The sequence below is a fragment of the Paenibacillus sp. FSL L8-0436 genome, from assembly GCF_038593025.1.
Lineage (GTDB): Bacteria > Bacillota > Bacilli > Paenibacillales > Paenibacillaceae > Paenibacillus_AQ.
Genome location: NZ_CP151955.1, coordinates 5,141,225 through 5,163,456 on the forward strand (window position 1 = coordinate 5,141,225; position 22,232 = coordinate 5,163,456).

Here is a 22,232-nt window from a genome sequence, read left to right on the forward strand (position 1 = left end):
CCCTCCATTTATATTTATTATATTTGTAGAGATCGCGGGCTTGAAGGTTAATCCCGTGTCTCGTGATCCCAAAGATATGGTTGTAATTAAATTCACAATCGCGTCTTCATAACTGGGACCGTTCTTTATATAAACATTTTAGTTTATTTTCTGAAAAAGGACTGTGACAAATATCACCTTTCCGGTGATATTTGTCACTACCATCCCCTTCCATATTAACCTGTAACCTTATTCTTTGCTAAGAAATCACCAATTAGTTGTCGAATCTTCCGTAGAATGCGTTGCGGTATACATCAGCAAGTTCAGTAACCAGCGGCAGTTTAGGGTTGGCAGTAGTACATTGGTCTTCAAATGCACGGTCAGCCAGATAGTCTACGCGGGATTCGAAATCCTTAGGATCAAAGCCGAGTTGTTGGAACGACTCTTCAATGCCCAATTTTTTGTTCATGTCGCGGATTGCATTGATCAGGCTGGTTACACCTTCTTCGGTAGTGCGTGCAGGCAATCCCAGAATACGGGCGATTTCAGCATAACGTTCGTCAGCTACAAAGTGCGAATACTTAGGGAACGAAGCAAACTTCGTTGGTTTCTTGGCATTGTAACGGATAACGTGCGGCATCAGGATGGCATTGGTACGTCCATGAGCCGTGTGGTATTGACCGCCCCATTTGTGCGCCAAGCTGTGGTTGATGCCCAGGAATGCATTGGCAAATGCCATACCAGCCAGCGTCGATGCGTTGTGCATTTTTTCGCGGGCAAGTTTGTCGCCTTCAAGTGCGGATTTCTCCAGGTATTGGAATACCAGCTGGATAGCTTTGATAGCCAGACCATCGGTGTAGTCACTTGCCATAACAGAAACATAAGCTTCAATCGCATGTGTCAATACGTCCATACCTGTATCAGCAACAGCAGTCTTAGGCAAGCTATATACAAACTCAGGGTCGATGATCGCTACATCCGGAGTCAGCTCATAGTCTGCAAGCGGATATTTAGTATTATTTGCAGTAGTTTTGTCAGTAATAACCGCGAACGAGGTTACTTCCGAACCTGTACCCGATGTTGTTGGAATAGCTACAAATTTCGCTTTGTTGCCGAGCTTAGGGAATTTGTATACCCGTTTGCGGATATCCATGAACTTTTGTTTCAAACCGTTAAAGTCAGCATCTGGGTGTTCATAGAACAGCCACATTCCTTTTGCAGCATCCATTGGGGAACCGCCGCCGAGTGCGATGATGCAGTCCGGTTGGAATCTGTTCATCATAGCTGTACCTTTTTCCACGGTAGTTGTCGATGGATCCGGTTCAACTTCCGAGAACACTTCGATCGCCACAGGGGTCTGGCGTTGACGCAGGTAGTGCTCTACTCTTTCTACATAACCCAGTTTAACCATCATAGGGTCAGTGATAATTGCTACGCGGGTAATATCAGGCATTTTGGCCAGGTATTGAGTGGCTCCCTTTTCGAAATAAATCTTATCAGGCACCTTAAACCATTGCATATTCACGGTACGACGGTTCACCCTTTTCACATTGATCAGATTGATGGCAGTTACGTTTTGCGATACCGAGTTGCGTCCATAAGATCCGCAGCCCAGAGTCAACGAAGCAATATTAGTATTGTAAATGTCGCCGATGGCGCCATGTGTTGAAGGTGAGTTAACAAGAATACGTCCAGTTTGCAGACGGTTCGAGAACTTCATGATAACTTCTTCATTGTTGGAATGGATAGCCGAGCTGTGTCCCATGCCGCCGAATTCGACGACTTGAGCTGCGCGTTCAATCCCTTGGTCAGCATTCTTAACCTTGTAGCAAGCCAGAACCGGGCTAAGTTTCTCAGCGGACAGCGGGTACTTGGTGCCTACGCCTTCGAGTTCAGCTACCAAAATCTTCGTTCCGGCAGGAACCTGGATACCGCACATTTCAGCGATCTTCACAGCGGATTGACCTACGATTGCCGGGTTAACCGCACATTTTTCTACATTCATTGCGCCGTTGGTCAGCTTAGCAGCTTCTTCTTTATTCACAAAGTAGCAGCCATTTGCGATCATTTTCTTTTTCACTTGGTCAAAAATTGCTTCTTCAATAATAACAGCCTGCTCGGAAGCGCAAATCATACCATTGTCAAAAGTCTTGGAAAGAATAATGTCAGTAACCGCTTGGTCGATATCCGCACTTTTCTCAATGAAGGCAGGTACGTTACCAGGGCCTACGCCGAGAGCCGGTTTACCGCAGCTGTATGCCGCTTTAACCATTGCAGATCCGCCTGTTGCCAGGATAAGAGCGACGTCCGGATTGTTCATCAATGCGTTTGTTTTGTCCATTGTCGGAAGCTCAATCCATTGGATACAGTTCTCAGGAGCGCCTGCTTTCACAGCTGCATCATGAAGAATTCTTGCTGCTGCGGCACTACACTCTTGCGCTGATGGATGGAAACCGAATATAATAGGATTACGTGTCTTAGCGGCAATCAGCGCTTTAAACATCGTGGTGGATGTTGGGTTGGTTACCGGTGTGATACCCATTACGATTCCGACCGGCTCGGCAATTTTTTGGAAGCTGTCATATTTATTATCTTCAACGACGCCTACTGTTTTGTCGTATTTAATTCCGTGCCAGATATATTCAGTTGAGAAGATGTTCTTCGTAATTTTGTCTTCGTATACTCCGCGTCCTGTTTCTTCTACAGCCAATTTTGCCAGGTACATATGCTTGTCGAGCCCAGCCAATGCCATTGCATGAACGATTGTGTTAACTTGCTCTTGATCCAGCGCCATATAGGCTTCTTGAGCTTTCTTTGCTTTATCCACCAAAATCTGAATATATTCTTCAGCGGTGGTTTGTTTCACTTGGGCGGCGACTTCGTTTTTAACTGCCATCTCCCTCGTCCTCCTGTCAATTTTTAGGTTGTTTTTCTCTACACATTTATCTTATCACATCCTCTTCAATATTAAAAGTGAAATCTTTCACAAAGTATAAAGTTTTTTTTGATTTGTTTTCAAAGCGCTTTCATTCAATCATATTCAGGCATTATTTCCAGTTTATATGGTAAAATTCACTTATATTTGTCCAATCTGCGAACAGCAAAATAAGGACTCTCACCGTATGAACCTGTTACAGGGCTCCACAAAGCATTATTTTTCTATTTTTTGGTAATTACATCTATATTTCTTTGCCTCATTCCTCCGCCTTATCCTTGATTTCCTCTTCCCTCACCTAACCTTTGGAGAACTATTTACAGCAAAAAGACAAGGGAACAATGTCCCCTGCCTCTTCCGCTTTTTACAATTCATTTATATAAATTACCATTTTAAAACTTCCTACTCTACTTTAATAGTATCAAAGAATTTCTCCTGCACAGTTTTGGCAGCAGCATCTAATTGTGCTTTGGAGTCGGTTCCTTTTTTGGAGAACAGCTCCTGAATCACATTAGACAGGGTTGCATAATAATCTTGAGTATTGTATTGTGCTTCCGGTTTGCCGTCCAAGAGGGCCATAATATCCGGGTTATACTGGTACACGATATCGGAATACTTGTCATATACCGCTTTGGTCTTCTTGCCGAACTCGGAATCTGCAGCATAGTAGTCCAGAAGCGGCGGGATGAAGTATTTGCCGTCCGCTTTACGCTGCTGCAGAATAGCGTCGAGCGCATCGAGGCCTTTATCGGAGAAATAATCAAAGGTAATGTAACGGAACGCCATCTCCTGCTCGTCTTTTGTAGCGTTAGGATTGATGACCAGATAGTCTCCGCCAAGTACTCCGGTATGCTTGCCGCCTTTTTCAAAAGCTGGCATCGGATAGGTCAGCACATCTGCAGGCTTCAATCCGCCTTGATTCAGCGCTTGCTCAATAACTCCGTCGGAACCCGCCATTACCATGGCCGTACGTCCTTGTTGGAATGCACCTACAGCATCACCCCAGCCAAGTGCCCAATCCTGAGGAATTGCCTCCGCTTCCCATCTCAGCTTCTTGTAGAAGTCCAGCGCTTTCACACCTGCATCAGAATTGAAGGTTGCAACAACCTTGCCTCCTTCAACTTTTTGAATTTCTCCGCCCGCTTCGAACAGGAAGTTGGTCCAGTTCCAGCCTGCTTCATTGCCTTTACCCATAGGTGCGATACCGGAAATTCCTTTTTTGGCATCTGCTACACCTTTGGCTGTATTCAGCATATCATCCCAGGTCCAATCCATTGCAGGCACCGCTACACCTTTGTCATCCAGCATTTTTTTATTGATCATTGTCGTGGTAACATAACCCTTTTGTGTGACCCCGTAGACTTTACCGTCAATTATGAACTGGTTCTGCAGCACCGGATTGATCTGATCCTTGTATTCATATTTGTTCCAAAGATCAGTAATATCGGCAACCCAGCCTTTTTCAATCAGGAATTTGGCTTCTGTAGCATAAGTGTTGAAGAAGGTCGGCGCTTCATTCGCAGCCATCTTCACGCCGATTTCACTTACGTTGTACTGCCAGTCGTCTTTAACGATCTCCACATTCGGATACTCTGCTTGGAAGCGTTTGATCCGGTCATCTTCCTGTGCCCTCATTTCTGTCAAGTCAGGCGTAGGATAGTGAATTTTGATCGTTACTTTTCTCTGAGTGATATCACCCGCGGGCGCATCCGTTGGAGCAGCAGTTTTATCCGCTGTCTCAGTGGTAGCTGCCGGTGAAGCGTCCCCTCCCTTATTCCCCTGTGCATTTCCGTTGTTGTTATTGTTGCCGCCGCAGGCAGATAACAACGAGCCGGTCACAAGGAGACAGGCTAATACGCTGGAATATTTACGCATTGAAACTCCCCTTTTCAATTCATAATTAGCTAACAAAATCATCATAAAAGAGAAATCGCTTACAAACGAGGTGTATTTATATTCCTTATGTGTGCATGTTTACGATCTCTGCATAAAAGAAGTCATATTCTGATTCAGCCCTTAACCGCTGACAGCGCCACCCCGCGCATAATGAATCTCTGGAAAATCAGAAAGACCAAAATTGGCGGCAGCGAGACTAGAAAAAGAATAGCGAACTTGATATTGGTATTGAGCGCCTTGACGTTGATCACATATTTATAGATCGATGTCGCAAGTGTATATTTGTCCTCACTATGCATGACAAGCGATGGCCAGAACCAGTCATTCCAGGCTGTCGAGAAGATAAAGATCGCCAGTGTGGCGAAGATTGGAATGGACAGTGGTACGGCGATTGAGAAGAAACTTCGCGGTTCCGAGGCACCGTCAATCCGCGCAGCTTCAAAAATCTCAGGATGGAGTCCGTCAAAAAAGTTCTTCAGGAGCAGGAAATAAAACGTATTCGCTCCGGCAGGAAGCCAGAAAGCTGCATACTGGTTCAAGAGTCCGAGTTCCTTTAGATTGACAAAGTTCGGGATCATATAGCTGGTCGCCGGGATAAACAGCGTCATCAGGAAGAAGAAATAGAAAACTCTCTTGAACGGCACATTCATCCGCGAAATACTGAAAGAAGCAAGACCGAGCACGACCAGGGTCATAATCATATTCCCGACAAAAATATAAATCGTGTTCCTGAGGAATTTCAGCAGGTCAATGTAATCCAGCGCATCTTTCAGGTTGGCGAAATGCCATTCCTGGGGGAAAAAATGCGGCGGGAACGAGTTGACCTCCTGATTGGATTTCAGGCCGTTGAACATCGTCATCAGGATGGGATACAGCATGGTAAAGATCATAATCAGAATGAAAAACACCATAATTCCGTAGACGATTTTGTTGCTTGTTTTCTTCAAATCATGTTCGGAAAGAATTCCTCTCTCTGCGCTCTTCATCTTAATTGTCCTCCTTATTCAGCTTGAACTGTAAAATGCCCAAACCGCCGAGGACAACAAACATCAGCATGCCCAGTGCAGTCGCGGTTCCATAATCCAGTCTGGTAAATGCATACTTCACAATTAGCAGAGCATAGGTCAGCGTCGTCTTATTGGGTCCGCCGTCAAGCAATGCCAGCTGTGATTGGTATCCCTGGGAAGTCGCGATGACCTGCAGGATCAGCATCAGGATAATCAGATTACGCAGTGAAGGAAGTGTGATATGGCGGATACGGGCCCAGACACCGGCACCGTCAATTTCCGCAGCTTCATACCAGTCGCGTGGAATACTAAGCACGGCTGCCAGATAAATCAGCATCCCGGAGCCGAACTGCTGCCAAGTTTCCATGAACACCAGTGAGATCATCGACCATCTGCTGTCCGTCAGAAACGGGATCTGGTCTGCACCCATCGTGCCTAGGAAGGCATTGATCGGGCCCACGGGATCATACAGCCATCTCCACAGCCCATAGAGCACTACGGCCGGCATAACATAAGGCAGATAAGCCGCAACGCGTACAAAACCGCCGAATTTTCTCAGTTCCGAGATAGCGATAGCAAAAGCGATCGGTACCCAAAAGCCTATAACCAGACAGAGTCCCATATAGTAGACTGTATTTTTGACGGCAATCAGAACATCGGGGTCCGTGAGGGCTCTCCCATAATTGTCCATGCCGACAAAGGTATTGCCTTTAACAAAATCTACAGTATAGAAGCTGTACAGAAAACCTTTAAAAATAGGCACCCACATAAACATGATAAAGATGATGATTGCTGGCAGAAGGAACATATAGCCCCAAAAGTTTTTTTTCCAGCGATTCTGTTTGTACGGTTTGTTCTCGAGCTTCGCCGGTAGCTCCTCGTGTAACGCAGCGGTCTGGTTCATCTTGCTCCCTCATTCCTTTCGTCTTCAGCACTTTGACAAAGTGCTTCCTACCTTAATTGTAGGAAAGGCGGGGGAGGCTGAACATGTCTATATCTACCGAAGTAGTGAGCGTTGTTACTTCTTCAATTCACTGGGGCTGATTCCATAATATTTTTTGAAAATCTTGCTGAAATGCTCCGGTGATTCGTAGCCGACCCGCTCGGCAATCTCATAACGGCGCAGGTCCGTATGCAGAATCATCTCCCGGCTGTCCTCCATCCGCAGCTTAATAACATATTCCCACAGGTTATGGCCTGTATTTTTTTTGAACAGATAGCTTAAATAATTGGGGCTGACATGATTTTTTTTGGCTACCTCGTGAATGGTCAAGCCCTTCTGGGCGTAATTCTCGTCGATGTATTCCTTGGCCTTCTGCACGATCAGATTGCTGCGTGTATGCAGCTCCTCTGCAGAGGGGTCGGCGGTATAATTGTTCCAATTGAAATCTCCGTAGTAGAACACATAATGATCGTTATGTTCCTTGTTCCACAGAATAGCCTTGGAAGCCTGACGGTTCAGCACCTCCATGAACGACAATCCCTTGAGAATCTGACTGATCCCGATCACCACGTTCAGATGCAGGTATTTATGGATATTAAAATGCAGACTGCGGCCGAGCATATCCAGCCTGCCCACCTGGCCTGCCGCCGATTCCTCGTAACTTTTCTCATCCCACTGGATGATAACGGTAATTTCTTCCCCGGGAGAATAAAAAGCAATGGAGTTCCACTCCTGATCCAGCAGCTCTTTGGCGATGTTAAGCACACCGTAACGCAGCAAGCCGCTATCGCGGGCATTGTACTTCTTGCCCAGTCCTACTCCCGGGAGCTTGAGCTTGATTACCGAGAAATAAGGCCCCTTCAGCTGCAGTTCATCCAGCTTGCGCATCCCTTCCTCATCGCCTAACACAATGCCCGGATCAGCGAGCAGCGCATTTAATAGCTGACTGTATGCCGGAAGCGGCTCCTCAAGCCGGAAGCTTTCGCCGATGCCGCTCATTAAAGTCGCCAGCCCCGGTGATGGCTTATCCATCTTGAGCAGCACATTGCGTACCGAGTCGAGAAACTGCTCACTGTTCAGCGGTTTAATCAAATAATCCTTAGCTCCCAGCCTTACGGCCATTTGAGCATATTGAAAGGTTTCATGGGCGGAAATGACGATGGTCTGCACCCAGGGTTTCGCCAGCTTCGCATGCTGCATCAGTTCAATGCCGCTCATCGCTCCCATCTGGATATCGGTAACAAGCAGATCAATCTCTTCCATGCGGACGCAATCCAGCGCCTCAAAACCGCTGCTCGCGGTATAGATATGGCCGATATCCAGCCCTGAGGAAGCAAGCAGGCTGCTAAGTCCTTTGCAAATGAGCGGTTCATCGTCCACAACCAAAATATTGAACATATGCAGATTCCCCTTTCTATTCCTGATTCTCCGACTTCGGAAGCTTGACGGTCACTACCGTCCCGCCCTCCCGGCGCGGCGCATAACTGATTCCATAATCAGAACCAAAATGCAAATGCACGCGTTGATTAATATTGCGGATGCCATAGCCGCTGGCAGGGTTCGGGCTCTCATCGTTCAGCACCTGCCTAATCGCCTCAAAGTCGACCTGCTTATATCCGTTGTCTTCAATTGTGATATGGATGACGTCATCCTGCGCGCTTGCGCTGATGATAATCTCTCCGTCCTCATCCATGTTTTTGACACCGTGTATGATGGCGTTCTCAATCAATGGCTGCAAAGTGATCTTGGGAATCAGATTGCTTTTGGTGTCCGGATCTATTCTCCAGATGACAGCAAAAACATAATCATAGCGGTGCTGCTGCAGTTTGATATAGGCACTGGCATGCTCCAGTTCTTCTTCCAGCGTAATCAGTTCCCTGCCCCGGCTCAGGCTGATTTTCATCAGCTTGGATAGTTCCTTGATCATTTCCGCCGATTCCACGTTACCTTCCAGCGAGCTTTTCCAGTAGATGCTCTCCAGCGTGTTATATAGCAAATGCGGGTTGATCTGCTGATAAAGCAGCTGCAGCTGGGATTCTTTCTGTTTCAGCTCCATTTGGTATTTATACATAATCAAGCCGTTTAACCTGCGGGCCATATCATAAGTCGAGGAGATCAGGACGCTGACTTCGTCGTTGGTCCCTCTTCTAGGCGTTTCGGGCACACGGTTCCCCGGTTCAAATTTCCGGACGAAAAAGGCCAGCTTCTGCAGCGGTGTCATTAGGGAACGCCAAAAATAGGTGATGATGATAATCCCGAATAGCGCATAGGCGACCGTTATGTATTGAATGACCTGCTTCATTTCATTCTGCTGCTGCAGCAGCGCTTTTACCGGAACCTTATAAACCAGCTTCTGCCCCAGCATATGATTATTGTTCACAACATAAATGAAATCATCTGTAATCACATCCCGCGTCCCTTCGGGATCCCCGCTCTCTGCCCCCTCCGGCAGCTTAATCACTTCACCGGTTGAATTTGTAGTGGACGCCAGCACACGGTTGCTCATATCCGTTAAGTAAATTTCTCCGTCAGGCAGAGAGATGGATTTCAGTGATTCACCGATCTTGGATTCCATCTTGGTCACCACCAGCACGCCTATCGTCCCTGATCCCCTGTAAATGTTATTGACCGCTCTGACGTAGGTAAGTGTCTTCATATTTTCCGCCTGCGGACTGAGTCTTTCCGTAAACATGAGATACCCCCGGCCCTTCTCATGCACCACCTGATCGAACCAATACGGCTCCTCCCCTGTGGAGAAAAAATAAACGCCTGCTTTCTTCACCTGCGGGAAGTTGGGTGCGAAAAAGTAATAGTTATCCGGGTCGTACACATAGAGAGAGTAGAAGATTCCGTCGCCGTGTTCGGCTCCCTGTGAATAGCTCCCCAGGAGCTTTTCAATCGTTTCATAACGTTCGACCCGCTCCAATACCGTATCGTCCCCTTGCATGTTCAGCTGCTGCAGGATCGGGTTCTGGATGACCGTCGTAGTGATTTTGTTTACTGTATCAATGTCCCTGTTAATGATTGCAAAATTCTGTTTATTCAGCTCTACATAAGCATTGGTGACATGCCGCTTCAGAATCTCCTCCGCCTTGTAATTTCCGTAGCTGTTCAGGATCAGTATAGGTGAGACCATAATCAGAAACAGCAGAATCAGCTGCTGCTTAACGTTCAGCCTGACGAACGGCTTCATAAGTGCAGACAACATCTGGATACACCTCCAGTTTCAATAATATATCAAATGAAAAAGCGCTTACATATGTTTATTTTAAAGTTTATTATGGGTATTTGTATGCAATTTCTCCTGTGGGCAGGCAAATGGGTGGACGCTCCGCGAACGGACCGTTGTTCCAATCGCTGTGCTCTCCAGATTTTTTTCATTTCCCTTAGCGGTGAAAATCCGGAGACCAAGGCGACCGCTGCCGCTTTTCCGCGGGTCAGTCCGTTCTCTCCACTGTTTAAGCAGAAATAGTTTCTGCAATCTTTTAAAACGCAAAAAATACAGCACAAAGTCAAATTTCAAGAAAAGGTACATGCGCTGTTTGCCGACATTGAAGCCGCAGAAAAACAAGAAGAAGATTACTGCCATGCCCAAGACCTTGCAGCTCGGAGAGTCCTCCACAATTACGAGCAGGAAACTCGAACAAATGACACAGAAACTTGAAGCCCGGCTAGTATAGAAACCAAAGACAAACCCTTAAAGAAAGCCATTCAGAAGCTTTGCAAGAATTTGCTGCTCAGGCTGCTGAAGCAAGCCGTAATGCCTCACAACGCAGAGCAGCGATTCTCCAATAACGGGAGAATCGCTGCTCTGTTCATTTTTTGTGGTTGTTAGAAAGAAGGAGACTGCACCTGGTCATAGAAAACCGACTTTTGGCCCCCCTTATATTGCCTTATAACTAATATTAGCGCTGTTTGGTATAGCCGTTCAGTTGCAGCCAGGAAGCGCATGCCTCTGTCCAAGTGCGGGTATGAGGTTCTTCATCCGCCAGGCCGAGCCCATGTCTCCCGTGCGCGTATACATGGAGATCGAACGGAATATGATGACGTTCTAATTCGGCGGCGAACAGCAGGCTGTTCGCTACAGGTACTGAACCGTCATCTGAGGTGTGCCAGAGGAAGGTCGGCGGAGTGTCCGCTGTCACTTGCAGCTCACTGCTGAGCAGCTTGACCAGCTCCTCCTCCGCAGTCTCCCCGAGCAGATTGGCTCTGGAGCCTTGATGGGCTGCCGCGGCGTACATGGTGATCACCGGGTAACACAGGATCATAAAGTCCGGGCGGCTGGACTGACGGACCAGCGGTTCGGCCGCCCCGGCATTTTCCCGGTCAAACGAGACTCCAGTGGTCGAAGCGAGATGGCCGCCGGCAGAGAAGCCCAGGATTCCAAGTTTACCGGGATCAATTCCGTATTCGCCAGCACGGAAGCGGATTGTGCGCAGCGCTCTTTGGGCGTCTTGCAGCGCGCTTGGATATTGATATGGCGCCACACGATAGCGCAGTACAAAAGCTGAGATTCCCAGTGTATTCAGCCACTCGGCTATCGGCTCCCCTTCATGGTATGCCCGCATGCCGTAGCCGCCACCCGGGCATATCAATACCGCAGCATTGTGCTTTCCTTCTACTAGATACGGCGTAATCGCCGGACTGTCCTCATCGCTACTTCCCAGAGCTCCCGGAGCTCCCTCCGGCCATAACAACAACGTTTCCATCTGCATCCCTCATACTTTCCTTCTATAATAGAATAATGAGACGGAGGATAATTTATCCTCTTCTATCATTAGTCTATCAAGGCCCTACAGTTCATGCAATCCGGTAACCACCAGATCGGCTTCCTTCAGCACCTCCGGTTTACCGATACCGACAACCAGCATCCCTGCCGCTTTGCCTGCTGCAACGCCAGCCTCTGCATCCTCGAACACCACACACTCGCCGGGCTGCAAACCAAGCTCCTTGCAGGCGGTTTGAAATACTTCCGGGTCCGGCTTGGCAAGGGTTACCTTATTCCCGTCAACAACCGCATCGAACGATCCGGCAATGTTCAGCTTATCCAGAATGAACGCGGCATTTTTGCTGGCTGAACCGAGGGCAATGGCTACACCACGCGCTCTCAGGCTATTCAAGTATTCCTTAACGCCGGGCAGCAGTGCAGATTCATTCAGACCGGAGATGTACTCTACATACAGGCGGTTTTTATTGTCTGCCATGGCAAGCTTCTCCGCTTCACTGAATTCCATGCCGCCGATTTCCAGCAGGATGTCCAGCGATCTCGTCCGGCTTACCCCCTTAAGCCGTTCATTGTGTTCCTCTGTAAACACGAAGCCAAGCTCCTCGGCAAGTGAACGCCAGGCCAAAAAGTGATATTTGGCTGTATCCACAATCACACCGTCGAGATCAAAGATTGCGCCTTTCATATGTTCCAGCATTTATTTTCTTTCCTCTCTAATGAACTTTCCTTGCCCGTTCCTCTCCTGCTCACTGGCAGCTGCGCTATTCAAGAGACGGAGCTGGGCACCCGGCAGACATGACACGCACCCGCCGCCAAATGCGCTGATAGCCAATGGCTCGCGGTTATCCGTAGCCGCAGTGACTGCCACTTCATTTCGGCTGATCCGCAGTCTAAAGAGGCCGCCCCGCAGAATCACAGGCAATTCCACAGATTGCCACGGTCCCGGCAGCGCCGGATTTAGGCGCAGCACTTCACCGTCAAACTGTACCCCTGCAAAGCCGAGTACTGCTGCCATCCAGGCGCCGCCGTTCGCGGCCGGATGGGTTCCCCCGATGTAGAGGTCACCGACATATTGCTTCGACTCCCCGGTGAGATCAACCGTGGCTGTACGCATGAAATACGGATATCCCCAATCAGGCGAGCCGATGTCGGCGGCCACCAATGCGTAGATACAGGCGCTGAGGCTGGAGCCATGTTCGGTGCGCGGTTCATAGAATTCCCAGTTTGCCTGTTTCACTTCCTTAGAGAAGGAAGCTTTGAACAGATTCAGCATCAGCACAACATCAGCCTGTTTCAGAATAGTCGTGGTAGTGGCCAGCCCGCTGCCGCCGCCCCAATATTCATTTTTGTTGATAACCCGGGATTTCAGCTCGGAAAGTGTCACCTCTTCCAATTTGAAATAACGGTCGAACTGCTCAATCACAAGATTCTCCGGATCAGGCTGTGGAACATAAAAATGCTCCAGCATCTCGTTAAATTCCGCCACGAAAGGTCCATCCGCAAACAATGCTGCAAGTCCGGGGTAATGCCCGGGATATTTGTCCTGCAGCAACTTCACAACCCGCAGGGCGATTTCCAGTGTCTCCTTCACCAGCGCATTTGTAAAAGCGTTGTTGTTCACCCGCTCATGATATTCGTCGGGGCCGGTAACATCAAGGATCTCATACCGTTTTTTGACCGGGTTATAGTAGGCATAAGAATAGAAGAAGCGGGCACATTCCCAGATCACTTCTGCCCCACCGTCCACCAGCAGACTGTCATCTCCGGTAAACGTTACGTATTGCCAGATCCCGTGCACCACATCCGCGCTGATATGCACCTGCTTGTCACGGAAGTAAGTCCGCATCGGACGGCCGGTAAATACATCATTTACATTAAATAATGTACAGGCATCGTCTCCGCTGTCCTGGCTTTCCCAGGCATAAAAAGCGCCAAGAAATCCGTATTCCGCTGCCTTGCGGCGCGCTCCATCCAGTGTATGGATGCGGTACATCATCAGATTGCGGGCAATCCGGGGATCGCTGTGCAGAAAAAAAGGCAGCATGAACATTTCCGTGTCCCAGAACACGGCACCTTTATACACTTGCCCGGATAACCCCCGCGCCGGAATCGAAACCTTCTCCGATTCGGCGGGTGCAATAATCAGCAGCTGATAAATGCTGTACCTCAGCGCAAACTGGGCCGCCTCATCACCTTCAATCCGGCAATCGCAGCGTGACCACCGCTCCTCCCAAACCGCGCAGTGAGCCTTGAGCAGCTCTTCGTAGCCTGCCTTTTCGGCGGTCAGGACCTCCTGCTCCGCTGCCGCTGCCGGATCGCCAGCGTTATCAAGTCCGGTATAAACCGCGACATATTTGAACCATTCGTAGGTTTCTCCCGCCTTCGCATCAAAAGAGATCACACGCATGGCACCTTCCCCGGCGGTTTCCTGAACATCAAAGGTGAAGGCAACCCTTTCCGCAACAGCTACCGGCAGTTTCAGCTCACCGGTTATGGCAGTAGAGAGGGCTGTCCCTGCCTTGAACTGTTCTTTTCTCTCCGTGAGATGTGGGCCATTAATATCCCACACCTCTCCGTCGATGCCTGTCTCAATATAGAGACGGCAATCTGCTGTGCTGTGCAGGGTCAGCCTGCCGGCCAGCAAATGCAGCTGATCCATGCTGACAAACCGTTCGGCCGTGAAGGTCAGCTTACCGCCGAGGAACCCATATTCAGTCTCCCGCCGATGGACAGCGTTACGGAAGTCCACCTCCTGACAATGAGACAGCGGATCAGCCTCCAGAACTCCAAGCGGCTGGCCATTGCAGCTCAGCTTGATGAACAGACCGTTTGGAGCGTTCACCGGCTCTCGCCATTGCTCGCCGGATTTGTCGTACAATCCGGCCAGAGTTACAGCTGTTAGCTGCTCCTTGGTGAATTCCTCCAGCGTACCGCGGTAACCCATATAACCGTTGCCGGTCATATATTTGTTTCCGTTCGTCGTCACCCTGCTTTTGTCGAAGCCATGCTCTGCTACTGTCCAGCTCATCCGGCCAACATCCCTTCACCCAGCGGAATCGCTGTGCCGGCAGCATCTACCTTCAGCTGTTGTCCATAGACAACAATCTCCGTACTTCCGCCATCCACAGCTGTAAAGCTCACCGTGTCCTTCGTGACCTCGATGCGCAGCAGCACTCCCTCATACATCACCTGAAAGCTGTAAGAGGTCCAGCGCTGCGGAAGTGAAGGCTGGAAGCTTAGACAATCGCCATCAGAGCGCATACCGCCAAAGCCGTATACAATATTCATCCATGCGGCAGCAATTGAAGTGGTGTGCAGGCCTTCCCGGGTGTTGCGGTTATAATTGTCCAGATCAAGCCGGGTGGCAAATTCAAAGAAGGTATAAGCCTCCTCATGTTTACCGATTTCACTAGCCAGAATGGAATGGATCGATGGAGAGAGTGAAGACTCATGGATACATCTGGGTTCGTAATATTCATAGTTCGCCACTTTGGATTCTCTGGAGAACTGCCCGCTGTACAGGAACATGAACATCAGCACATCAGGCTGCTTGATCATGTCGTAACGATAGAGACGGTCATAGGACCAATTCGCATAAAGCGGAAAATCCGTGACAGGTATGGAATGAATATCAATATGCGGCATATCGAAAAATCCGTCATGCTCCTCATAGATCCCGCTGTTCGGGTCCAGGGGAATCCGCATATGCTGAGCTTTAAGGCTCCAGTCCGCTAATTCTTCGTCACGCACCCCCGTCTTGGCCATCACCCCGACGAACGTATCAGGTACCTGCTCTTTCATTTCAGCGACCGTTGCCAGCGTGTATTCGAACAATTTTTGGGCCATCAGGTTGATATAGCAGTTATTGTTCACCATCAATTGAAACTCATCAGGACCCATGACACCGAAATAGCCGTATTCTCCGCTCCGCTGTCCCCATTGCCCTCGTGTAGCATAAAAGCGGCTGATCTGGATCAGCATTTCTGCACCTTTGCTGTACAGGAAGGCCCGGTCGCCCGTATTCTTCACATAATGCCAGATGCCGTAGGAAACGGCAGTGCCAACATGAAGCTGCAGATTAGAATGCTGCCACAGGTCGCAGCTCTCCGTCCCGTCAATCGTGGCAATCGGATAACAGGCTCCCTCGCAGTCCACATCTTTGGCGCGCAGCATCGCTTCCGGCAGCGTTTTATAGCGGAATTCGAGCAGGCTTTTGGCTGCCTTGGGATTATTGAACATATAGAACGGCAGGCAGTAGGACTCGGTATCCCAGAAGGCAAGGCCACGGTAAGCCTCGCCCGTTAAACCTTTGGCACCGATATTGAAGCCGGGATGGTCACCGTGATACGTCTGGTAGAGCTGGAAGATACAGAAGCGGATGCCCTGCTGGTTCTCGGGATCACCTTCGATGCGGATATCGCTGGTCTGCCAGATGCCGCTCCAGTAGGTCTTTTGTTCGGAGAATACTGCTTGCTCGTCTAGTCTGCCTGTCGCAAGCGCAAGCTCCATTCCTTCTGCCCACAGACTATTTTCGCTCCGTGAGGAGTCACTATCCGTGCAATTGACGGCAAGCTTCGTGTAATGCACGGTTTTCCCCTGGGTCAGCTCCAGTGTGAACTGCTGGCCAATAAATCGATCCCGTTCTATCCGCGCAGTATTCAGCACCTGCGAAGAGTGCAGGACAAAGCTGCTAAACAGCTTATTGCCGGTAGTCAGCGTTTCCGCCATAATTGCAGTGACGCCGTCTTCCACCCCGCTGCGCAGGCTTTTCCACATGCTCTTCCCGCGTGCCTCATGAATCATGTTAAAATCAAGTCCTGCACACACTTCTGCGGTCCCTGAGAAATTCAGCGGCTGAAAGGTAACCTGCTGCAGCCCCAGATGGGACAGGGTCATGCTGACCAGCCGGGTGAAATTTACTTTTAGATTCTTCCCGCACTCCAGATGCCAGATGAATTCACGGCAATACGTCCCGCTCTGAAAATCCAGTCTGCGGCTGAACTCCGAAACTTTGCTTTTTGCAAGATCCAGAACTTCTCCGTCCACAGTAATTCGGGTGTACAGCCAGTCCACTGCATTTACCATGTAGCGCAAGGAACGAATGATACCCTTATAATGATTGCCAATCTCCTGCTGCTCGTTCAGACCATTAAAATAGCTGCCAGGCAGTGAATCACCGCTATAACCTTCATCTGCATAACCACGCACACCCATATACTCATTGCCCAGTGAAAAAATCGATTCCGAGGTACGGTTCCTTTCCGGGTCAAACCCCTCTTCAATGATCGCCCATGGATCGACCTTTAAATATTTATCCGCCACTTTTGCCATGTCTGATTTCTCCTTCTCCCGAGTTGTATCCACACGTCCCCTGTGCTCACAGGAAACGCCGGACGCTCACTTCAAGAGTATCTTTCCGGAGAATTTTGGCCAATGTCTGCCTGTAATGGAGTTATGTGCATTTTTACGGAGTTGAAGGAATCCTGCAGTTTAGGATATGATCAATGAAGTTGAGCAGCCCTGAAAAGCATATTAAATCTCACACGTTTGAAGTGAAAATTATCACAATGTTAAAAATTCGACACTTTTTGGCGAAAATTTTCACCCATAATGAGGGATTTCAAGGTATAATTAATTTAAAATTTACTGAAAAACTGAGGGAATAAAGGGGATGTCGATTATGATCAAGGAACATTATAATGTTATCGAAGCCCACGGGAATACAAACTGTTTCTCCGAACAGAACTTCAACAGACTTCTTGTCACAATGAAAGAACGCATGGTCCCTGAAGGATCTCACTTGTTTTGGGAAGGCGACTACTCGGATAAATTGTTTTATATCAAACGTGGACGTGTTAAACTGACCAAATCTACTGACGAGGGTAAAGAACTTATTCTTTATATGTATCAGGCTGGTGATATGGTAGGTCAAGCAGACCCTTTCTTCAGCACGAAGCACAGCTTCACCGCAGAAGTGATTGAGGAGAGCGAGGTTGGTGTGATTGAGCAGAAGGATCTGGAGATTCTGATCTGCCAGCACTGTGATTTCGCCATCGACTTTATGAAATGGATGGGCATTCACCACCGTCTCACCCAGACGAAATTCCGTGATTTGATGATGTACGGCAAACCTGGCGCACTTTGTTCGACGCTGATCCGCCTTGGCAATACTTACGGCGAGAAGAACGGCGACAACATTCTGATCAACAAAAAAATCACGCATACGGATCTGTCCAACATGATCGGTGCTACCCGTGAGAGTGTCAACCGGATGCTAAGCGACCTTCGCAAGAAAGACGCTGTGGAATACGAAAACGGCATGATCGTAATTAAAGATCTTGGCATGCTGCAGGAAATCTGCCACTGTGAATTATGTCCGAACGAAATTTGCCGTATTTAATTTCCTTGTAATAATACCCTCTATTCTCCTCAATGAAACATATAGGGCCCAAATTTTCTTCACAATAAAGATAGAGTGGTCTGAGACGCCTTGGGGGCGTCTTTTTTTCCGTTTGTATTGCCTTGAGACAAAGCTCCATTTGTGAAGCTGTACTACATGGAGCCTCTTTTCATCTCCCATTCCCCATAATATCCAGCCTCTGGAGATAAGCTGTCTCCGCTTAGCCAACCCGCTGCAAGTACCGCCACCGGTGAAGCCGAATCCAGCGTAATGGCTGCCGGATCCACCCACTCCATCCCCAGTGAATCCTGCTCCGCGAATACGCCGATAGTAACAGCATGTTGAGGGTCCGTGATATCCACAGTGTACAGCGCTGCGATGTGATGCATATGTGTAAAGTCATTCTCCTGATGGCGCACAAAAAAATCAAAGGTGCCCAGACTGTCTCTCACCTTGACGGACAACCCGGTTTCCTCCATAAATTCTCTGACCAAGCCATCAGCCAGCGATTCATTCTCCTCCAGCCTGCCCTCACGCTCACAAATTCCATAAACCCCAAAATGATTGAAGCTCTTCATCGCAGATCCCTCCCTGTAAAATATAACCATATGATTTAATGTAAAGTCCCCGTACAGATACAGTTTAACAAAAAACTGTCCTGCGGGCTATGACCCACAAGACAGTTATAGTTGCTTGCTATTCAAAACTTATCGTTGCCTTAACGTTTGCCTCGGGCAGCGCGCACCGGTGAAATCAGCCAATAGGCCATACCTACAAACACACCACCGCCGATGATATTGCCCAGGGTAACGGGAATCATGTTATGCAGCCAGCCGGCAATGCTGATGGTCTCCGGATGGTTCGGCAGCAGCACGGCTACGCTTAGCAGTGTCATGTTAGCCACACTGTGCTCATATCCGCTGGCGATAAAGGCGAACAGACACCACCAGATCAGCACCAGCTTCGCCGCTTCACTTTTCGCACGCGAGGACATCCACAAGGCCAGACAGACCAGCCAGTTACAGAGGATACCGCGGAAGAACAGCTCCGAGAAGGGCAGAGTCATTTTTTTGGCGGCAGCGGTAAAGATCAGATGCTCAGCAGGAGCTGCCTTGAACAGACCCGTTCCTTGAATCAGCAGCGCCAGGATGACCGCACCGGCAACATTGCCGACAAATACAATAATCCAGTTCTTTACCGTGTCCCAGACACTAGTTCTTCCGGCAAGCGTACTTACGGTAAAAAACATATTGTTCCCGGTAAACAGCTCAGATCCGGCAAATACGACCAGTGTCAGTGCAATCCCGAAGGAGGTGCCCATCACAAGCGGCTGAAAAGGGGATTTGGCCGCCGCTAGCGGTGCGCCGAGTGAGAAAATAAGAATGATTCCGATCCCAACGTAAGCCCCGGCCAATATTGCAGCCAGAAAATACCTCGGCAGACTCTCGTTCATTTTGTCGCGTTTGCCTACTGCTGTTTCTACGATGTTCTCGACACTTTGCGTAAACATCTCTCCACCCCGCCATTCCTCATCTTAATTTAGCTTTGAAAAACTGCCTGTTGCAGGCTGACTTTCACAATATCTCCGTCAAGAGAAACGGGAAAGGTTGCAACTGTACCGTGGTCCGGTGCCTGAACCTCGCCGCTGCGAAGATCAATCTTCCAGTCATACAGCGGATCGTACAAATAATGTCCCGATACGATTCCCTCAGCGAGAGGCCCACCCTTGGGATGAGGGCTGCTGTTCTCTACGGCATAGAAAGCTCCGTCCGAGGTGCGGAATATGGCCAGCTCCAGATTCCCGGCTGTTACAACACGTCCAATTTGCGGCAGGAAACTCTGTACCGGTCCTACGGCGTATTCTTGTTTTGCGCTATCCATTGTTCTCTCTCCTTTTGGGTTATGATTAGATTCTTGCCTTCTCAAACAGCGCGGTGCGGGTGCTGTCGTCATTCAGCATTTTTTTCCAAGGATCAGTTACCTGTGCCAGGGCAAAATCAATCCGTGCAGCCAGCTCCTTGCGGTTGTCCTCATTGTTCAGAATCACGTTCTGAATATTTTCCAGTCCCATGCGTTCGACCCACTCCGAGGTTCTTTCCAGGTAGTTCCCGGTTTCACGGTAGTACTGAATCACGGCGGAGCAGATTTCGATCAGCTCATCATCGGTTTTCACCTTGCAGAAGGCATCGGCTATCCGCGGTTTGATCCCGCCGTTGCCGCCAATGAACACTTCCCAGCCGCCGTCGTTGCCGACGATGCCGATATCCTTCGTGCAGGATTCCGCACAGTTGCGCGGGCAGCCGTTGACTGCTATTTTGAATTTGGCCGGCAAATCAAGGCGTTCATATTTACGTTCAATAAAAGCTCCCATACCCATGGAATCCTGTGTCCCGAAGCGGCAGAACTGCGAACCTACACAAGTTTTTACCGTACGAAGCGATTTCGCATAGCCATAACCGGAAGGCATATCCAGCTCCTCCCATACTTTAGGCACATCCTCTTTTTGGATACCGACCAGATCCAGACGCTGACCACCGGTCACTTTTACAACCTTCACGTTATATTTCAAGGAAACATCAGCAATTCGTCTCAGGTCTTCCGGTGTAGTTACACCGCCGTACATCCGTGGAATAACGGTGAAGGTGCCGTCTTTCTGGATGTTCGCACTCATCCGTTCGTTGACGAACCGCGATTCCTTCTCATCCTCATGGGTATCCGGGTAGATCATGCCGAGATAATAGTTCACAGCCGGACGACATTTGGAGCAGCCTTCTGCTTGTTTCCAGCCCAGCACATTCATAACCTCTTTGGTCGTTTTCAAGCCTTTAGCGGTAATCTCTGCTACAATCTCATCGCGGCTCAAGGTGGTGCATCCGCAAATCCCCTGCTTCGCACTTTCCTGGAAGCTGTCACCGAGAACAAACTGCAGAATCTGCTCGACAACCGGCTTGCAGCCACCGCAGGAGCGGGTAGCTCCGGTGCACGCTTTAATTTCGTCTACCGTGGTAAAACCATTCTCCGTAACGGCATCAACGATCGCCTTCTTGGTCACGCCGTTGCAGCCGCAGACGATCTCCTCATCAGCCATCGTTTCGACTGACAAGCCTTTTTTCGCACTTCCTCCGCCGCAGCAGCCCGTGCCCATTACTTCGCCATAAATTTCGTCGGTCATTTCGGTGCCCTGCTTGACCAGCTTCTGCAGACTGGCGGATTCAGTTACATCGCCGAACAGGACTGCACCGACAATAATATTGTTTCTGAGCAGAATTTTCTTATAGGTTCTCTTCCATTCATCTTTAGCCGAAATGACGGTATGCTCCGCTGTTTCAGTGAAATCACCGGCAGAAAAGACATCCACACCCGAGATCTTCAGCTTGGTGGCTACGACAGAACCTTCATACGGCTGGGTGGAGGCGCCGCACAAATGCTTCGCCAGCACCATCCCCTGCTCGAACAGTGGAGCTACCAGCCCGTAGCAAGTGCCGCGGTGCTCCGTACATTCTCCTACAGAATAGACATTCGCCATCGAGGTCTGGAGATAATCGTTCACGACAATTCCGCGGTTAACTGTGATGCCGCTGTCTTTAGCCAGTTGGACATTCGGTTTGATTCCGACCGCCATCACTACAAAATCTGATTGCAGCTCGGTTCCATCACTGAAACGCAGGCCGTCTACCCGTTCCTCCCCGGTCAGCTCAACCGTCTGTTTTCCCATGGCAAACTTCACGCCCTGTCGTTCAAGCTCAGCTTGAAGCATGGAGGAAGCAGTATGGTCAAGCTGACGCTCCATCAAATCCTCCAGCAGATGCACGACGGTAACATCCATGCCGAGGTTCACAAGTCCTTTGGCTGCTTCAAGACCAAGCAGTCCGCCGCCAATCACCGCCGCTGTGCGGTATTGCTGTGCTGCAGCCAGCATGGCGTCGCAATCCGCAATGTCGCGGAAGCCTACAACTCCATCCTTTGTGCTGCCCGGTACCGGCAGAATGAATGAATTTGAACCTGTTGCAATAATAACTTTATCGTAAGGAACCGACATTCCATTATCTGTAATGATCTGACGGGAGGCTTCATCAATCCGGACAACAGTGGTTCCAGTATGCAGAGTAATATGGTTATCCTCGTACCACTGCCGGTCGTTCAGAATGATATCCTCAATGCTCTTGCTTCCTTCGAGGACATAGGACAGCATTATCCGGTTGTAGTTCGGATGAGGCTCGCTTCCAAAGATCGTAATATCATAAGTGCCGCCAAGCTTAAGGATCTGTTCGATAGTACCTACGCCAGCCATACCATTCCCTATCAAAACTAACTTTTCTCTCTCCACGGTCACTGTTAAGACCCTC

General features: G+C 49.1%; 15 protein-coding genes. 1 reads left to right on the forward strand and 14 read right to left on the reverse strand.

Annotation, left to right across the window (positions count from 1 at the left end; translation table 11 throughout):
• Nucleotides 1-253 precede the first annotated feature (253 nt).
• From adhE to NSS79_RS23735, 10 genes are all read right to left on the reverse strand, one after another.
• Nucleotides 254-2,875: a bifunctional acetaldehyde-CoA/alcohol dehydrogenase gene (gene adhE, locus NSS79_RS23690; protein ID WP_342436373.1), complete on the reverse strand. Its 2,622-nt coding sequence runs from the start codon at nt 2,873-2,875 to the stop codon at nt 254-256.
• Nucleotides 2,876-3,316: 441 nt separating this feature from the next.
• Nucleotides 3,317-4,789 carry an extracellular solute-binding protein gene (locus NSS79_RS23695; protein WP_342436374.1) on the reverse strand — a complete coding sequence of 491 codons (1,473 nt, stop codon included), beginning with the start codon at nt 4,787-4,789 and terminating at the stop codon, nt 3,317-3,319.
• Between the two features lie 134 nt (nt 4,790-4,923).
• On the reverse strand, nt 4,924-5,796 hold the full coding sequence (locus tag NSS79_RS23700) for a carbohydrate ABC transporter permease (RefSeq protein ID WP_038594969.1): 873 nt from the start codon (nt 5,794-5,796) through the stop codon (nt 4,924-4,926).
• A 1-nt stretch (nt 5,797) separates the two neighbouring features.
• A complete protein-coding gene (locus NSS79_RS23705) occupies nt 5,798-6,721 on the reverse strand; it encodes a sugar ABC transporter permease (RefSeq protein ID WP_342436375.1) in 924 nt (307 codons plus the stop codon).
• A 114-nt stretch (nt 6,722-6,835) separates the two neighbouring features.
• Entirely contained in the window at nt 6,836-8,158 is a 1,323-nt protein-coding gene (locus tag NSS79_RS23710) for a response regulator (protein WP_342436376.1), read from the reverse strand.
• A 16-nt stretch (nt 8,159-8,174) separates the two neighbouring features.
• Complete coding sequence (locus NSS79_RS23715) at nt 8,175-9,968, reverse strand: histidine kinase (RefSeq protein ID WP_342436377.1); 1,794 nt, start codon at nt 9,966-9,968, stop codon at nt 8,175-8,177.
• A 697-nt stretch (nt 9,969-10,665) separates the two neighbouring features.
• Nucleotides 10,666-11,469 (reverse strand): alpha/beta hydrolase, encoded by an 804-nt coding sequence (locus NSS79_RS23720; RefSeq protein WP_342436378.1) that lies wholly within the window; start codon nt 11,467-11,469, stop codon nt 10,666-10,668.
• A gap of 84 nt (nt 11,470-11,553) precedes the next feature.
• The gene (gene pgmB, locus NSS79_RS23725; RefSeq protein ID WP_342436379.1) at nt 11,554-12,183 is read right to left on the reverse strand and encodes a beta-phosphoglucomutase; all 630 of its coding nucleotides are present in this window, start codon (nt 12,181-12,183) and stop codon (nt 11,554-11,556) included.
• On the reverse strand, nt 12,184-14,514 hold the full coding sequence (locus tag NSS79_RS23730) for a glycosyl hydrolase family 65 protein (RefSeq protein ID WP_342436380.1): 2,331 nt from the start codon (nt 14,512-14,514) through the stop codon (nt 12,184-12,186). It abuts the gene before it with no gap.
• Nucleotides 14,511-16,817 carry a glycosyl hydrolase family 65 protein gene (locus NSS79_RS23735; protein ID WP_342436381.1) on the reverse strand — a complete coding sequence of 769 codons (2,307 nt, stop codon included), beginning with the start codon at nt 16,815-16,817 and terminating at the stop codon, nt 14,511-14,513. The genes NSS79_RS23730 and NSS79_RS23735 overlap by 4 nt, the downstream gene beginning before the upstream one ends.
• A 352-nt stretch (nt 16,818-17,169) precedes the next feature.
• Here NSS79_RS23735 and NSS79_RS23740 point away from each other — a divergent pair, with 352 nt between their 5' ends.
• Complete coding sequence (locus NSS79_RS23740) at nt 17,170-17,886, forward strand: Crp/Fnr family transcriptional regulator (RefSeq protein ID WP_038600349.1); 717 nt, start codon at nt 17,170-17,172, stop codon at nt 17,884-17,886.
• A gap of 152 nt (nt 17,887-18,038) precedes the next feature.
• Here the strand turns inward: NSS79_RS23740 and NSS79_RS23745 are convergent, their stop codons facing one another.
• The 4 genes from NSS79_RS23745 to nirB form a co-directional block, all read right to left on the reverse strand.
• On the reverse strand, nt 18,039-18,464 hold the full coding sequence (locus NSS79_RS23745; protein ID WP_342436382.1) for an NUDIX domain-containing protein: 426 nt from the start codon (nt 18,462-18,464) through the stop codon (nt 18,039-18,041).
• A gap of 140 nt (nt 18,465-18,604) precedes the next feature.
• Complete coding sequence (locus NSS79_RS23750) at nt 18,605-19,396, reverse strand: formate/nitrite transporter family protein (RefSeq protein WP_342436383.1); 792 nt, start codon at nt 19,394-19,396, stop codon at nt 18,605-18,607.
• A 29-nt stretch (nt 19,397-19,425) separates the two neighbouring features.
• Nucleotides 19,426-19,767 carry a nitrite reductase small subunit NirD gene (gene nirD / locus NSS79_RS23755; protein ID WP_038594983.1) on the reverse strand — a complete coding sequence of 114 codons (342 nt, stop codon included), beginning with the start codon at nt 19,765-19,767 and terminating at the stop codon, nt 19,426-19,428.
• A 25-nt stretch (nt 19,768-19,792) separates the two neighbouring features.
• Nucleotides 19,793-22,219: a nitrite reductase large subunit NirB gene (nirB, locus tag NSS79_RS23760; protein ID WP_341118942.1), complete on the reverse strand. Its 2,427-nt coding sequence runs from the start codon at nt 22,217-22,219 to the stop codon at nt 19,793-19,795.
• Between the last annotated feature and the right edge of the window lie 13 nt (nt 22,220-22,232).